The organism is Methylomarinum sp. Ch1-1 (genome assembly GCF_030717995.2).
GTDB classification, from domain to species: Bacteria; Pseudomonadota; Gammaproteobacteria; order Methylococcales; family Methylomonadaceae; genus Methylomarinum; species Methylomarinum roseum.
This window is the reverse complement of sequence record NZ_CP157743.1, coordinates 550021-566695: the sequence shown is the minus strand read 5'-3', so window position 1 is coordinate 566695 and position 16675 is coordinate 550021. Positions and strand designations below refer to the sequence as shown.

General features: G+C 40.9%; 15 protein-coding genes. All 15 read left to right on the top strand.

The window, feature by feature from the left end; translation table 11 throughout:
- Positions 1-8: 8 nt before the first annotated feature.
- The 15 genes from Q9L42_RS02995 (at position 9) to Q9L42_RS02925 (ending at position 16437) form a co-directional block, all read left to right on the top strand.
- Positions 9-1109 (top strand): glycosyltransferase, encoded by a 1101-nt coding sequence (locus Q9L42_RS02995; protein ID WP_349431864.1) that lies wholly within the window; start codon positions 9-11, stop codon positions 1107-1109.
- A gap of 59 nt (positions 1110-1168) precedes the next feature.
- Positions 1169-2122 carry a glycosyltransferase family 2 protein gene (locus Q9L42_RS02990; protein ID WP_349431863.1) on the top strand — a complete coding sequence of 318 codons (954 nt, stop codon included), beginning with the start codon at positions 1169-1171 and terminating at the stop codon, positions 2120-2122.
- Positions 2123-2129: 7 nt separating this feature from the next.
- On the top strand, positions 2130-3023 hold the full coding sequence (locus Q9L42_RS02985) for a glycosyltransferase family 2 protein (RefSeq protein ID WP_305909916.1): 894 nt from the start codon (positions 2130-2132) through the stop codon (positions 3021-3023).
- Entirely contained in the window at positions 3016-3897 is an 882-nt protein-coding gene (locus tag Q9L42_RS02980; RefSeq protein WP_349431862.1) for an NAD-dependent epimerase/dehydratase family protein, read from the top strand. The genes Q9L42_RS02985 and Q9L42_RS02980 overlap by 8 nt, the downstream gene beginning before the upstream one ends.
- Positions 3898-3912: 15 nt before the next feature.
- On the top strand, positions 3913-4869 hold the full coding sequence (locus Q9L42_RS02975) for a UDP-glucose 4-epimerase family protein (protein ID WP_349431861.1): 957 nt from the start codon (positions 3913-3915) through the stop codon (positions 4867-4869).
- A 1037-nt stretch (positions 4870-5906) separates the two neighbouring features.
- Complete coding sequence (locus Q9L42_RS02970) at positions 5907-7337, top strand: flippase (protein WP_305909920.1); 1431 nt, start codon at positions 5907-5909, stop codon at positions 7335-7337.
- A 12-nt stretch (positions 7338-7349) separates the two neighbouring features.
- A complete protein-coding gene (locus Q9L42_RS02965) occupies positions 7350-8264 on the top strand; it encodes a glycosyltransferase (RefSeq protein ID WP_349431860.1) in 915 nt (304 codons plus the stop codon).
- Positions 8261-9526 carry a hypothetical protein gene (locus tag Q9L42_RS02960; RefSeq protein ID WP_349431859.1) on the top strand — a complete coding sequence of 422 codons (1266 nt, stop codon included), beginning with the start codon at positions 8261-8263 and terminating at the stop codon, positions 9524-9526. Before Q9L42_RS02965 ends, Q9L42_RS02960 begins: the two co-directional genes overlap by 4 nt.
- Before the next feature lies 1 nt (position 9527).
- Entirely contained in the window at positions 9528-10694 is a 1167-nt protein-coding gene (locus Q9L42_RS02955) for a glycosyltransferase (protein WP_349431858.1), read from the top strand.
- An 11-nt stretch (positions 10695-10705) separates the two neighbouring features.
- Positions 10706-11557, top strand: a complete 852-nt coding sequence (locus tag Q9L42_RS02950; RefSeq protein ID WP_349431857.1) for a dTDP-4-dehydrorhamnose reductase family protein — start codon at positions 10706-10708, stop codon at positions 11555-11557.
- 11 nt (positions 11558-11568) lie between these two features.
- The gene (locus Q9L42_RS02945) at positions 11569-12612 is read left to right on the top strand and encodes a polysaccharide biosynthesis protein (protein ID WP_305909927.1); all 1044 of its coding nucleotides are present in this window, start codon (positions 11569-11571) and stop codon (positions 12610-12612) included.
- Between the two features lie 76 nt (positions 12613-12688).
- Positions 12689-12952, top strand: a complete 264-nt coding sequence (locus Q9L42_RS02940) for a hypothetical protein (RefSeq protein ID WP_305908710.1) — start codon at positions 12689-12691, stop codon at positions 12950-12952.
- Positions 12953-12957: 5 nt separating this feature from the next.
- Positions 12958-13986 carry a transposase gene (locus tag Q9L42_RS02935; RefSeq protein WP_305908711.1) on the top strand — a complete coding sequence of 343 codons (1029 nt, stop codon included), beginning with the start codon at positions 12958-12960 and terminating at the stop codon, positions 13984-13986.
- Between the two features lie 75 nt (positions 13987-14061).
- Positions 14062-15192: a non-hydrolyzing UDP-N-acetylglucosamine 2-epimerase gene (wecB, locus tag Q9L42_RS02930; protein ID WP_349431856.1), complete on the top strand. Its 1131-nt coding sequence runs from the start codon at positions 14062-14064 to the stop codon at positions 15190-15192.
- Between the two features lie 3 nt (positions 15193-15195).
- On the top strand, positions 15196-16437 hold the full coding sequence (locus Q9L42_RS02925) for a glycosyltransferase family 4 protein (protein WP_349431855.1): 1242 nt from the start codon (positions 15196-15198) through the stop codon (positions 16435-16437).
- Positions 16438-16675 lie beyond the last annotated feature (238 nt).

The window sequence follows — 16675 nt, the reverse complement described above, 5'->3', positions numbered from 1 at the left end:
ACAATTTTATGATGCATATTAATGTCCTTTGCGAGCGAGATATGAACGGTAAGCCTCATGGTTGCTCCAATATCAGACTCCTTCGTCCGTTAAATCATGAATCTCTAGAAAAGCTAGTTCATGTAAACTCGGATATCAAATTATCAGAAAAAACCGCTGACGTTGTTATAGTCGAACGTTGGTGGAAACCGTCTTTGACTGAATCTGATGCCAGGTCTCTTATTCAAGAAATTCGAGCTAGAAATTCAACATTTATTTATACTCTGGATGACAATTTGTTGGATTTAGGAGATGCCGAGGCGAGTATGCCTCCTCCAGAAAATATCAATCGTATTGTTCGATATTTTTTACGAGAGGCGGATGGTGTCATTGTTTCGACTCCAGCGCTCAAAATGCGTTTATCGCGACTGGCTAATAATATTATTGTTATTCCTAACGCGCTTGATGAAACGCTATGGCTCAAAATGAATGCTGTAGAAAAATTGTATTCTAACTTTGAATCTTCTGAATTAGGGAAAATCACGGTTGGTTATATGGGGACGAAAACGCATAGTTCCGACTTCGATATGTTGATCGAACCACTTAGGAGGTTACTCGCGAGGCATCCAAATCGAATTCGTCTTCAAGTCATTGGAGTTTCTTCCGAACAAGAGCGATTTTCAAAAATTTTCGGTAACAAGATTGAATTCTTTGATCCCGGGTACTCAGATCACTATGAAAAGTTTGTGCCGTGGTTTCGCAAAACTGTAAAATGGGATATCGGTCTCGCGCCTTTAACTGAACATCCTTTCAATCTATACAAGTCAGACATCAAACTTCTCGATTATGGTATTGCTGGAATCCCGGGTATATTTTCCTCAATAGGGCCATATTCAGAATCTGTGTTGCACAAAGAAACCGGGATCCTTACAGATAACCATCCAGATTCATGGTTCGAGGCAATGAATATGCTTGTTGAAAATGAGCCTATGCGAAAACGAATCGCGGAGAATGTAAAAGATTATGTATTATCAAAGAGAATACTAAAGGTTTGTGCTGTGGATTGGTATAGTACGATCAAATTAATTCACGATAATCGATTATCAAGCTCTACAAATCAAGTTGTATGAAGTATTACAGATGTTTTGTAAATACAGTAATAATGTTTTGGCCAGAAAATTAAACTTCATTGTATTCTGTAAGCGTAATAATTGTAAATTGGAATAGCGGTGAGCTTCTTAAGAAGTGTTTAGAAAAGTTGATGCATCAAACAATAAAGCCTGAAAGGGTTTTTGTTGTTGATAATGCTAGTACAGATGCCTCTATAGGCGATCTAGATCTGCCAGAAAATGTAACGCTATTACAGATGGAAGCCAATGTTGGTTTTGCCGCAGGCAATAACCAAGCATTGCCACTATGTAGCACTGATTACGTTGCTCTGCTTAACCCTGATGCCTTTCCTGAACCTGATTGGCTGGAAAATTTAATTGTGGCCGCGGAAAATTTCCCAAATATCGCTGTATTTGGATCGCGGCAGTTATGCGCGGATAATCCTCAGATTGTTGATGGGGTGGGAGACGTATATCATATAAGTGGTCTAGCATGGCGTAAAGGTTATAGCCAAAAGATTTCGGACGAACAGTTAAAGTCTGAAGCGATATTTTCATCCTGTGCCGCTGCCGCTCTTTATAGGCGATCCGTATTAGATGATGCGGGTGGGTTTGATGAAGACTATTTTTGTTATATGGAGGATGTCGATTTAGGTTTCCGATTGCGTTTGGCGGGGTATGGAGCAATGTATGTACCTGAAGCGGTGGTTCACCATGTGGGGTCGGCTAGTACAGGGGGGCAGCATAGTGATTTCGGGGTTTATCATGGACATAGAAATTTGGTGTGGACTTTTGTAAAGAACATGCCTGGTATTCTATTTTGGTTATTATTGCCGTTGCATTTGTTGCTTAATGTTGTAACGATAATTGTTTTTTCTGCGCGCGGACAGGGTAAGGTGATATGGCGTGCCAAAATTGATGCGATAAAGGGATTACCGAAAATGTGGGCAAAACGAAGGCAGATACAGAAACAGCGTGTCGCTTCGATTGGCGATATTTGGAGAGTGTTGGATAAAAGCTGGATAAGAAAGTAATTGTTCTATGAATACACTGATTTCGGCGATTATCGTCAATTACAATGCGGGTAATTTGCTAAGAGAATGTGTTGCTTCTTTACTAGCTTGCCCTTTAGATATGGAGATCATTGTTGTTGATAATGCTTCTGCAGACGGTAGCCTAGAGGCTTTGAATGATTTGCCTGAGATAAATATTATACGAAACTCAAAGAATCTCGGTTTCTCGGCGGCATGCAATATCGGCATTAAGGCCTCTGGCGGGCGCTATAAATTGTTTTTGAACCCAGATTGCTCTTTTGTTCCCGGGTCAATCAGTCGATTGTTAAATTGTTTGCAATCTAATGAACAGGCGGGGATGGTCGGTGGTGTTTTGGTTAATCCCGATGGCTCAGAGCAAGCGGGTGCGCGTCGCTCAGTGCCTACCCCATGGCGTTCGTTTGTTCGAGCATTTGGGTTGACTCGCTTTAGAAATCGTTGGCCGCGGTTATTCAATGATTTTTATTTGCATCAACAGCCTATGCCCGATCAACCTATTGAGGTAGAGGCGATTTCCGGCGCTTGCATGTTAGTAAAAAACGAGGCGATTGACGATGTGGGGTTGTGGGACGAGGGCTACTTCTTGCATTGTGAAGACCTCGATTGGTGCATGCGCTTCAGACAAAAAAGCTGGAAAATACTCTTCGATCCTTCGGTTAAGATCGTGCATGCTTTAGGCGTTTGTGGCGAAGGGCGGCCTGTTTTTGTCGAATGGCATAAGCACAAGGGGATGATGCGCTTTTATCGTAAATTTTTCCGCCATCAATATCCTCTGCCTTTGATGATGCTGGTGTTTATTGGCGTATGGCTTCGGTTTGCATTGGTGTTCGGTTGCTTGATCGGCAAACGCATTGTAAACAGGCTGGGTTTGCGGAATGGTTGAACAGCATGTTGGCTTGTTGGGGGCGACAAGCTTGATCGGTGAATGTTTACTGCCTTTATTAACGGCAGAGAATTGGCAAGTCAATGCATTCTCACGAAATGTTATTAGTGATTCGAATAATCATGTTGTCTGGAAACAATTGCGGAATGATCTTTCATCCGTTCGTGACGAGGTAACGGATAATATCCCTTATTGGATATCGGTGATGCCGATTTGGTGTTTGCCAGATTATTTCGATATGCTTCAGGCATACGGCGTACGTCGTATTGTAGTGCTTTCTTCTACCAGTCGTTTCACTAAAGACAAATCATCCGATTTGAGAGAGCAAGCAATTGCGCATAAGCTGGCCTTTGCAGAAAATTCAGTTAAAGAATGGGGCGCTAAGCATGATGTTGACTGGATAATTTTGCGGCCTACGTTAATTTACGGGCTAGGACGGGATAAAAATATCACCGAAATTGCACGGTTTATTAGGCGGTTTAAATTTTTTCCATTGTTTGGCAAAGCTAACGGGTTACGACAGCCGGTGCATTGTCAGGAAGTTGCAGAAGTTTGTGTTTCCGCATTGAAGTCTGCCCATCTGGCTAATCGAGCCTATAATATCGCCGGTGGTGAAACCTTGTCTTATCGAGAGCTGGTAGTCCGCATTTTTAGAACACTGGCTTTGCGGCCGCGCTTTTTTTCTATTCCGTTGTTTTTGTTTAAATTGGCCGTCACAGGCCTGCGATTGTTGCCCAGGTATAGACATTGGTCTTTTGCGATGGCGGAAAGGATGAATTCGGATCTGATTTTTGATCATGCCGATGCGATCCGGGATTTGGAATATCATCCGAAAAAGTTTGAATTAGAGGCTCAAGATGTTTCGGGCGATTAATAGAATGCCAATGTTATGAAAATATTGTTAACAGGGGCTACTGGTTTTGTGGGGCGTGCGTTAACGGCGGAATTACTGCGTTGCCATTATGATGTGGTGGCGGGTGTTCGTAAGGTGTCGACAGATTTGCCAAATGAAATAAGGCAAGAAGCCGTCGGAGATTTTTCGCCCGACACGGAATGGTCGGTAGCGCTGCAAGGTATTGATGTGGTGGTGCATTCCGCGGCTCGTGTACATGTGATTAATGAAAATCATGCCGACTCTTTACCTATATATAGAAGAGTCAATGTCGATGTAACCCTGAATCTGGCTCGCCAAGCGGCCGCTGCAGGAGTCAGGCGATTTATCTTTATTAGTTCGATCAAGGTTAATGGCGAAAAGTCAGCCCCTGGGCAAGCCTTCAAGCCGGATGACCTTGCAGCTAATACTGATCCATATGCACTATCGAAATACGAAGCGGAACAGGAATTGATGGCTTTATCTGAAACAACGGGAATGGAAATCGTGATTATCCGTCCGCCGTTAATATATGGTCCCGGTGTCAGAGCGAATTTTCGAGCGTTGATGAAATGGGTTAACAAAGGAGTGCCTTTGCCTTTCGGTGCAATACATAACAAAAGATCATTGCTCGCTCTGGATAATTTGTTGGATTTTGTGATTTGTTGCATTAACCATCCTAAGGCCGCTAATCAGATTTTTTTGATTTCCGATGACGAGGATGTTTCCACGACAGAGCTTTTGCAAAAGGTGGCGAAGGCTTTGGGTAAACGACTGTTATTATTGCCGGTTCCCGTTAATTTGATGAAATTAGTTGTCAAGTTGATAGGCAAAGAGGATATCGTCACACGTTTGTTTGGTTCGCTTCAAGTCGATAATTCTAAAGCCAAGGAGTTGTTAGGTTGGAAGCCGGTGATTACGATGGATGATCAATTAAGAAAAACAGCTAAGGCTTTTGTGGATGAAAAGGCATAGAGGATGATTTATCTCGTTTTCCGGAACAAGATTATGAAGAAAGAATTAATGCAACTATTCAGCCAGGTCAACGATGTCCTGAACGATTCAACCGTGACTAGGGTAAGGATTTGGCAAAAAATAACTTCCCGATATAGTTACGATGCTCCGCGTGGTCACTCAGACAGGGACGCTCCCGCGTCCCGAACCGCAGAGCGGTTCAGGATGCATTCCCGCGCAGAGCGCAGGAACGATTATGGAGAAATTATTTACGACCAGATCCTAAGTTAAACGTTTGGGGCGGGTTAAATAACCCGCCCCGCCCAGAGGGATGACGCGATATTAATCAATGTGTTGGGTCAGGTATTTTTAATTACTACTATTTCCGGGGGCGAAAAAGAAGGAGTATTGTCTGAATAGCATGCCCAGACTACACTTTGTAGTAAAATGACAGAAACATGATAGCTTGATGCAAAAGACAAGACCTTGACTCCACCTATTCTATTAACTGGCCTATTCTCCTTGATGGCCAGATTTCAATCGACATTTCCTGATTCTCTCTTTTTCTCATATAAAGGTCTATTGGCAAAGGGGATTTTTGCTGATCAACTAAATATTCTAGCCAATACGATAACGGTATCATTGTGAGTACAATCAAGGCGGCCATAGCAATCTCACTATTGTGGATTGGCTCATTAGCGGGGGCGGCGTGAGCATTTTTTACACAAGTTATGCTAGCAAGAGTGCTCGGCCCGCCCCTCTGTAAGGATAGTTGTCGTTCCATTAATATTGGACTCTAAATGAGACCCGATGAGGGTGCAACGAGATAAACAAATGAAATGCCCACAAGAGCGCCATCAAAAACCATTTGTTTGCGGTCATCTGTGGTTATGTGCAATTACAACGATTACACGCCATGGAGTTGATCAGTAATTGCTATCGATTACGGCGGGATTTATTCAATGAAGTCATTGGTACTTTTATGCCCTCAATGGAACATTTCAGACGTCAATGCGTAACTTCTATAATGCTAAACGTTAATAATTCGATGATTTTACATGATAGTAAAAAACACCTTCTATAACTTGTTAGGTTTGGGCTTGCCGCTTGTTGTGGCTATATTTACGATCCCAGTATTGATTGAATCTCTTGGTGTTGCGCGTTTTGGAGTTTTAACACTCATCTGGGCAATTGTAAGTTACATTAGTTTATTAGACATGGGGTTAGGGAGAGCGCTTACTTTAGAGTTAAGTGTTTTGATTGCAAAGCGTAAGTTCTGGCGAATACCCAAAGTATTAGGTACAACCTATTTCTTGATGGCTATTATTGGCTTTGTGCTAGCAGGTCTCACCGCCGTATTTTCAGAAAAGTTAGCGTACTTGCTAAAAGGTTTAGAAAATTATCAAGAGGTTATAAGTGCTCTTTACGTTATGGCTTTCGCTATTCCGTTTGTTATTTTGTCTGCAGGTGCGCGTGGTGTACTTGAAGCAAATGGACGCTTTGATTTAGTTAATATCATTAGGGTGCCTGTTGGCGTTTTTACATTTTTAGGGCCTCTGTTTGTAGTATTGTTTTGGGATACGCGCCTGGATTATATAGCTTTAGTTCTGCTTGCTGTAAGGGTAATGAGCTTGATTGTCTATTATTGGTATGCAAGCAAAACTATTCCAGAAAATTTTAGACGCCTACAAATAGACTTAAGATACGCCAAGCCCCTTGTTTCTAATGGAGGGTGGATGACTGTAAGCAACATTATAAGCCCTTTGATGGGTTACATAGATAGGTTTTTAATTGGCGCGATAGTCAGCGCAAGTGCTGTTGCTTATTATGCGACACCACACGAAGTGGTAACAAAGCTTTGGATTATACCTGGCGCACTAACGGCTGTATTATTTCCTGTTTTTGCATCGGCATTTTTAGAAAAAACAGACCGATCGAGTTTTTTATATGAAAAATCAATAGAAGTAATTTTTGCTGTTATGCTTCCTTTGTGTGGCTTTTTTATACTTTTTGAACAAGAGATATTAAGTTTTTGGATTGGCTCTGATTTTGCAAATGAAAGTCGCTATATTTTTGCGTTATTAGCGCTTGGGATTTTAATAAATAGCTTAGCTCATGTTCCTTTTACTGCAATACAAAGTTCGGGAAATTCGAAAAAAACAGCACTGATTCATCTTGCTGAATTTCCATTCTTCTTACTCTTGTTGGTGTGGTTGGTTAATGTCTATGGCCCACTAGGAGCAGCATTGGCTTGGGTTCTAAGAATGTCTGTAGATACAGTATTGATGTTTTACTTTTCCAGCGTTGCGCCTGCTATACAAAATAATAATCTCACAAGCATAAGCAGCTACATTTTTATTGTTTCTGTAATGCTTCTGTTAATTTTTTTAAATATAGATATTTTTTGGAAAGCGTCAGTAGAGTTATTGATAATTGCATATGCGGCAATAAAATTATACTTTCAGATTAAAAACAGATTAGTAATTTAAAGGCTTGTTGATATGAATTCTGAAGAATTTCCCTTGGTTACAATTGTAACACCAACCTACAATCAGGCAGAATATCTAGCTGAAACGATTGAAAGTATTCTTGCGCAAACCTATCCAAATATTGAATATATTGTAATCAATGATGGTTCTACTGATCATACTGAAGAGGTATTAAACTTATACCGTGAAAGAGTTACCTGTATAACACAAGAAAATATGGGTCAATCAGCTACTCTTAATAAGGGATGGACAATAGCTAAGGGCAAATTTATTGGCTATTTAAGTTCAGATGATATCTTATATCCTGATGCAATATCATGTTTAGTTGATGCTTTAAAAGAAGCTGATCTTAAAAAATTAGGTGTATTTTATGGAAGCTTTAATATCATTACACAATCTGGAAGAATTGTAAAAAAGATTGAGCCGGAGAAATATTCTAAAAGTAGGCTGCAAATTGATCTAATTTGTCAACCTGGTTTGGGTGCCATTTTTGCCAAGGAACTGTTTGAAAAAGTAGGTGGTTGGAATGAAGCCCTACATCAAGTTCCTGATTTTGAATTTTGGTTGAGATTGTCGGCAGTAACAACCTTTTATAAAGTTGATTGTCTTGTAGGTGGTTATAGAATACATGAATCATCAGCATCATTTAAAGTTATGGATAAAATTCGGGCAGAGGAAATTAGTAATGTCATAGAAAGGTTTTGGTTAACTGATTCAAAAGTGTATGCCACCAAGCTTGATATGATGCGATCTAAGTCAACATCATATTTATTGGTTAGTAAGAATCAAGCACAATCAAAACGTTTCCTTTTGTCACTTTTTTTTCTTTTGAAGTCAATTAAGTATGATCCTTTGAAATTATTTAAAAAAGAAACTTGGAGAACTTTAGCTTCAGGTGTGTTAAGACGTTATAAAGATTATTCATGATAGAGATAGCTCTAGGATTCTCCCTAACTATACTATTGCTTATAGTATCCCTGTTTTTTATTAAAAATAAGGGGGAAGTAAGCTGGTTTTTTTTATATATGCTCGCCTTTTTTTTTCTTGGTGTGGTTTTTAAGCCAATTATTCATTATGTATTTAGTTATGATTGGATAGAGCCAACAGGTGGATTTGATTTCTCTCTTACAGATTGGTCTCGTTATTGGCTTTATTCTTCTATGATTATAGCGGGTTTGTTATTGGGGCGGTTGTTTGGGATACCTTTTAAAGGTAACAAGGATAATAAATTTATAATTACAAGGTTGATGCCTATTCATGTTTGGGTAGTCTTAGTGTTTTTTTTATCTATTCCATATGTTTTAAATTTTAAGTTTAATTTTTTTGTAACTGGAGTTCCATCCAAAATTGATCTACCGTTTTATTTAAATGCTCACATAGCCTATTTAATAAAGTTTGGCATTCCATTAATATTAGTAGCATTGTTTTCATATGACGTTCTGTCTAGAAGGATGGTGAGGACTAATTTATTGATTCTCATATTTTTCTTCTCTCTGCTAGCTTCTGTTTCAACAGCTTCTAGAATTTTTGTCGTTTTGGTTTGGCTACCTATTTTAGTATCAATTTTTTATTTGCATAAAAGCCATTTTTTGAAAATAAATCTTAATATTTTTTATTTTTCGTTTTTCGGGTTAGTCCTTTCTTTAATATTTGTTAGTTTGTATAGGATAGAATTGTACTCAATAAACGCTTCAACAATTAGTGGCGTTTACATTGGCTATTTTAGAGAAAGCCTAAGTTTATTTATCAATAGATGGATAGGTGCTGAAGCCCTTATGGTGAGTATCGGTGAAAGCTTGGCATCTATAGATATTTTTTTTAAGCTGTTATTGGAGGATGCAAGCCTAGGAGTGAATTCTTTTTATCAAGTCTCCTCTAATTCTAAATATGTTGCTGATGAAGATTTTGTTTTTTTAACGTTACCAGGTTACTACGGAATTGTTGGTATGTCCGGAACGTATTATATTATATTTTTATCAGTGATATTATTGTCATTAATTGGCTTTGTCATTGAGCGTATTTTAAGCAATCTTTTTTGTAATCCAATATTATCTTCATTTGTTTCGTTTAATATTGCTAATGCTTTTTCTCAAGTAAGTTTTGCATATTTAACTTTTGTTTTTTTAGCATATATTTGTATTTCGATTTTTTTATTATATGTTTTTCTAATGATTTTAAGAAGGATTTAGTTTGCGTGTATATGTCTCAGTTGCTTTTTATTTACCAGGATTTAAAGCCGGAGGGCCAATAAAAACGATTCAAAATATGGTTACGCAATTAGATGGTGATTTAGAGTTTTGGATTGTGACAAGGGACCGTGATCTTGGTGATACTGAGGTCTATCCTTCAGTACAGCCGAATGAATGGATGGAGCTAGATTCTTCTAAAGTTTTGTATTTGTCACCTGACCACTTTAATGTTAAATCTTTTGCAAAAGTTATTAACGATGCCAATTTTGATGTTTTGTACTTGAATAGTTTTTTTGATGTTAATTTTTCCATCAAGCCTTTAATAGCAAGGCGGTTAGGTTTAATTAAGCCTTGTCCGTTAGTGTTAGCGCCACGCGGTGAGTTTTCTAAGGGTGCTTTGGCATTAAAGGCCTTTAAGAAAAAACTGTATATAAATTTGGCCAATTGGTTTGGGCTTTATACAAATATAACGTGGCAAGCTTCTAGTGAACTTGAAAAGATAGATATCTTGAATGCTCTGAATGTTGATCCTGCTTCAATTTTTATAGCCAAGGATTTGCCTGAAAAAAAGTCTAGGGTATCAAACGACCAAAATAACCAAGTGCTTTCTGAAGTTAGACTGGTTTTTTTATCACGTATTTCACCAATGAAGAATTTAAATTTTGCATTGCGAGTGTTATCGAATGTTAAAAGCAGCTTAATTTTTGATATTTATGGTCCTATAGAGGATGAAAATTATTGGCAGTCTTGTTTAAAGTGGATTGATGCTCTTCCCAAGTATATTAAGGTTAATTATTGTGGCGCAGTTAACCCAGCGCAAGTGAGTCACATTTTTTCGCATTACGACTTGTTTTTTTTTCCTACACGTGGTGAAAACTATGGTCATGTTATTGCGGAATCACTATCAGTTGGTACACCGGTTTTGACCAGTGACCAAACGCCTTGGTTAAATTTATCGGACGATAACTTAGGGTGGGATTTGCCCTTAGAGTCCGAGTCTCTATTTATAGAGAAAATTGAGCAGGTCGCTAATATGAGCAGGGATGCGCGTTCTATTTGGCGTAAGCAAGTTATGGAAAGAGCTTCGTCAAGAGTCAATTCTGATGCAGACGTGGCTGACAATAAGGCACTATTTGAGTTTGCTATCAAACGTTTCAAAAATAAGTAATTGGATTGGATATGAAGGTTTTGGTTTTAGGTGTGACGGGGATGCTTGGTAGTGCCGTTTTTAAAACGCTTTCTATGCATCATGATGTGTATGGAACAGTTAGGAACGGCTCCGCAAAGCGCTTTTTTTCAGACTTACTTCAGCAAAAATTGATTGTAGGTATTGATGTACTTGATCAAGATGCACTGGTTGACTTGTTAGTCAATGTGCAGCCAGATGTCGTGGTGAATTGTGTAGGGCTAATTAAGCAGTTGCCCAATTCAAAAAATCCGTTGGTGGCTTTGCCGATTAATGCGATGTTTCCACATCGCTTAGCCAGGTTGTGTGGATTGCAGGGTTGCAGGCTGATTCATATCAGTACCGATTGTGTATTTTCCGGTGATAAGGGTATGTATTTGGAGTCGGATGAGTCTGATGCGAAAGATTTATATGGTAAATCAAAGTACATTGGTGAATTACATGATTATTCGCATTGCGTGACTTTGAGGACTTCTATAATTGGGCATGAATTAAATTCGAATGCGTCTTTGGTAGATTGGTTTTTATCCCAAGAGGGGCAGGTGAAGGGATTCACAAAAGCGATATTTTCCGGTTTGCCAACGGCTGAGTTGGCACAGGTGATTAACTACTTTGTTTTGCCAAGCCCGGGTTTGTCTGGACTTTATCATGTATCCGCAGAGCCGATTGATAAATATTCGTTATTGAATTTTGTTAAACAGGTTTACGGTAAATCTCTTGAGATTTTGCCGGACGATAGTTTGAAAATTGATCGTTCTTTGGATTCCAATCGTTTTAGAATGGCAACGGGTTATGCGCCTAAAAGTTGGCCAGATCTGATTCAATTTATGTATGAAAAGCGTTAGAGAGTGCAGAAATGTTTAAAAATAAAGTGCTGTTAATTACTGGTGGAACAGGATCGTTCGGGAATGCGGTATTGAAACGCTTTTTAGACTCGGATATTGCGGAGATTCGTATCTTCTCGCGGGATGAGAAAAAACAAGATGATATGCGTAAAAAATACGCTAATTCAAAGCTAAAGTTTTATATCGGCGATGTGCGCGATTATCGATCTGTCTTGAATTCGACCCGTGGCGTAGATTTTATTTTTCATGCGGCGGCTTTAAAGCAGGTGCCATCTTGCGAGTTTCACCCCATGCAAGCCGTCAATACGAATGTTCTTGGAACAGAGAATGTGCTTGAAGCGGCAATCCAGAATGAAGTGAAACGAGTGATTTGCTTGAGTACGGATAAAGCGGTTTATCCAATTAATGCGATGGGGATTTCTAAAGCCATGATGGAAAAAGTTATGGTGGCGAAGTCTCGGAATATAGACGAACGTAAAACCGTGATTTGTGGCACTCGCTATGGTAATGTCATGGCTTCACGGGGTTCGGTCATTCCATTATTTATAGAGCAGATTCGGGTAGGCAAGCCTCTGTCGATTACTGACCCACACATGACCCGCTTTATGATGACCTTAGCCGATGCGGTTGATTTGGTTTTATATGCGTTTGAACATGGAAGCAATGGCGATATATTTGTGCAAAAAGCGCCAGCAGCGACGATTGAAACACTCGCAAAGGCATTGCGTGAATTGATGGGATTGCCTGACCATCCTATTAATATTATTGGTACTCGCCATGGCGAAAAATTGTTTGAGGTGTTATTAAGTCGGGAAGAAATGGCTTGTGCGGAAGATTTGGGGGATTACTTTAGGGTGCCCCCTGACTTGCGTGATCTCAATTACGAAAAATTTTTTGATATAGGTGAAGAAAGAATTTCACGCGCCGAAGATTATAATTCTCATAATACGGTGCGCCTGGATGTGGATGGTATGAAACAATTACTGTTAAAACTTGAATTTATGCAGGCGATTGTACGTGGAGAAAATGTCATAAGCGCCAACTTAAGGCGATAAGTCCTTGATTAGCAGTTGAAAGTTGGAGGTGCGGCCACCACATAGGGTATTTTGACCTACGAAAGTGAAAAACCCTATGCAGCAACCGCATTCAATAGATACCCGTTTTGAACAATTTGTGCAAGAACTGCCAGCCGATTACCAACAACAGGCCTATGACTTCAAAGCCTTTGCTCGTGCGCGCAAAATACGCTCACCGTTACAACTGTTACAGCTGGTGATGCTTTACTGTGGTCTGGATTTCTCCTTGCGCGGCTGTGCCGGCGAGGTAGCTCAGTTACAGGGCTACCTGAGTGACACGGCGGTAAAAAAAGACTGGCGGCTTGTGTTCCTTGGGTAAAATCTTTGCTGTCCGGCGTATTTGGGTTGGAACAGGTTGTCGAAAGCGGTTCATTGAGCTTTGTTGTCATTGATGGCTCGACCATCCAGGAACCGGGGGCGACAGAAACCACGTATCGGCTACATATAGCGATAGACTTGATTAACCTGAGGCTGCGTCAGGTCGAAGTGAGTACGGATAAGGTCGGCGAAAGCCTTGATCATTATGCGCTGGCATCGGGCGATGTAGTGTTGATTGATCGTGGCTACAATCAGCCTAAGTCGTTGGTGCCTTTCATCGATCGAGGCGGAGATATTGTTCTGCGCTATAACGCGCACAGCATGAATTTATACGAGGATGACGGCCAAGGTGGCATGATGAAAATCGACTGGGAGAAGCGTTTGCAAAGTCTGGGAAAGCAAACGGGAGCTATACCGGTCTACTTGTGCCATGATAAGAAACGAATAGCCTGCACGCTGCATGCGGTGCCGTTACCGGCGGGAAAAGCCGCACAAGCTCGCCGCAAAGCGAAGCTTAGAGCACAAAATAAGGGTCGTATGGCTCGGGAAAAAACGCTGGTCCTCAGTGAATGGGTCTTGATTTTGACGTCCGTACCGGTTGAATTGCTTGATACAAAAACCGCCGCCGCGCTCTATCGGGTGCGTTGGCAAGTGGAACTCGTGATCAAACGGATGAAAAGTCTGTTAGCGATCGATCAATTACGTGCCCGTAAAGACAGCGCATTGGCCGAACTGTATTTGCATGGCAAACTGCTTTATGCCGCAGTTACGGAGAAGATCGCGCAGCGCTGTTTTGCGCGAGCGCTCACGAAACTGGATGGCCCCCGTGAACTGACGCCGTGGCGATTATATAAAACGATCGCTGAAGACATTAAATCTGGACTGAACGCGTGCTTTCCGAGACAAAAGCGGTTTGACAGAGATTATTTGAGAGCGGTGACTGAACGTCCGCGAAAACGTTCGTTGCAATGCCTGCCTGAACCGATTACGGAACTGATCCAGCAATGCAGAATACTGGAAGTTAGCCGTGTTTAATCAAAGGGTTGTGAGCTTAAGTTGGCGCTTATGGGAGAAAATGTACCCCCCGTAGAATAAGTAAGGATATAGGTCGTGAAAAAATTAAAAGTTATGACAGTGGTGGGGACGCGCCCCGAATTAATTCGATTATCGTTAATTATTAAAAAGCTGGATGAATTTTGTGATCATGTTTTAGTCCATTCCGGGCAGAACTACGATTTTGAACTGAATGAGGTTTTCTTTACCGACTTGGGCATTCGCAAACCCGATTATTTTTTAAATGCGGCGGGTGCTGGGAGCGCAGAAACGATAGGCAATGTGATTATTGCAATTGATAAGGTTTTAGAGGAAGTCAAGCCAGATGCGATGTTGGTATTAGGGGATACCAATAGCGGCATGGCGATAATGCCCGCAAAACGCAGAAAAATACCAACCTTTCACATGGAAGCCGGGAATCGTTGTTTCGATCAGCGTGTGCCTGAAGAAATAAACCGTCGTGTCATCGATCATATGTCTGATGTCAATTTAACCTATAGCACGATTGCGCGAGAATATTTGCTGCGTGAAGGTTTGCCGGCGGATTTGGTGATCAAGACAGGGAGTCCGATGTATGAAGTGCTGGAAGCCTTTAAGAATGAAATTGATAGTTCGGATGTCTTAACTCGGTTAGGTTTGCAGGAACATTCGTTTTTTGTGGTGAGTGCGCACCGGGAAGAAAATATCGACTCGGAGAAGAATTTTTTAAAGTTAGTTGATGCTTTAAATACGGTCGCTGAAACTTATCGAATGCCGGTGATTGTTTCTACGCATCCACGAACTCAAAAGCGAGTAGATGCCATGGGCGTCAATTTTCATCCCGAGGTGCATCTATTAAAGCCTCTTGGCTTCATCGATTACAATCAGTTGCAGGTTTCCGCAAAAGCCGTTTTGTCTGATAGTGGAACGATTAATGAAGAATCCTCCATTCTAAATTTCCCAGCATTAAATCTGCGGGAAGCCTATGAACGACCCGAGGGAATGGAAGAAGGCGCTGTAATGATGGTTGGGTTGAGTTCCGAGAGGTTGTTACAAGCATTGGCGGTATTAGATAAGCAATCTCGAGGCGATAAGCGTTTGTTACGACTGGTCGATGATTATTCAATGCCGAATGTGTCTGACAAAATCGTGAGGATAATTCATAGCTATACCGATTATGTGAACCGAGTCGTTTGGAAGAAGTATTGATAGATGCGTATCCTCGTTGTCACTCAATATTTTTGGCCTGAGAATTTTCGTATCAACGATTTGTGTGCGGAACTGGCTAAGCGGGGTCATGAGGTAACGGTATTAACAGGAAAACCAAACTATCCCGATGGAGAGGTATTCAAAGATTACCGGGAAAATAAATCAGCCTTTATAAGCTATAAAGGCTGCCGGATTGTCCGTGTTCCTATGCTCACAAGAGGTAAAGGCAGTGCAATAAAATTGCTTTCCAATTACATCTCCTATGTGTTTTCGGCGTCTTTATGGGGGGGATGGGAGCTGAGAAACAAGCAATTTGATGTTATTTTTGTTTATCAGCCTTCACCCGTGACCGTTTGCCTGCCGGCTATTTTCATCAAAAAATGCAAACATATTCCAGTCGTCTTCTGGGTTCAGGACTTGTGGCCTGAAACGCTGCAAGCGATTGGCGTCGTGAAGTCCCCAAAGCTTTTAAGCTTGGTTGGATGCTTGGTGCGCTTTATTTACAACCGCTGTGATTTGGTGCTGGGGCAATCCCGCGCTTTTCATCGCGGCATAGCAAAATATTGCGATTATGCAACAAAAATTCATTATTTCCCTAATTGGTCCGAACAAATATTTACACAATCGCATATCGAGCCTGTAAGTAACATTGAGAAATGCCAAGATACATTTAAAGTATTGTTTGCCGGAAATATAGGTGAAGCTCAAGACTTTCCAGCTATTTTAAAGGCGGCTCAGGAATTAAAAAATCAACAAATTAAGGCCAAGATATTGATTGTGGGCGATGGACGGATGCATGATTGGGTTCAGTCTGAGGTTGTAACGCGTGGTCTTGAACAGTACCTCTATTTGTTGGGCCGTCATCCACTTGAGTCTATGCCAAATTTTTACGCATCAGCTGATGCATTGTTGGTTACCTTAAAAAATAGTCCCATCTTTAAAATGACTATTCCAAGTAAAGTACAATCTTACTTGGCGGCCGGGAAACCTATTTTGACAATGTTGTCAGGTGAAGGTTCTCGTGTGATTGAGGAGGCCAAATGTGGCTATATTGCCGATTCTGGTGATTATGAGCAGTTGGCGAGTAATATTGTTCGGATGTCTCGGCTAAGTGATGATGAATTGAAGGGTTTGGGTGAGAATGCCAAGTTTTATGCTGAAAGGGAGTTTGATCGGGATACGTTGATTACTCAATTAGAACATTGGTTTGTTGAGGTCGTGAAAACACGGGATGCACGCTCATGATTTCTCAGTTATTGCTGCAGAAGATGTGTCCCTATTAAGTCACTCTAGAAGACGATCGCAAGCGTTAGCTAAGCTATCGTGTAACTGCTCGCCCACTTATCGAACGCGGCAGGGCATGTGGATAAGCCTGAAGGGTGCATCCACCAAAGATGCCGACCCGGTGGATGCGCTCCGCTTATCCACCCTACGAATGGTGGGGTAGTTACGCTATCGTTATTGATTTCGACGCCTGGCTTTG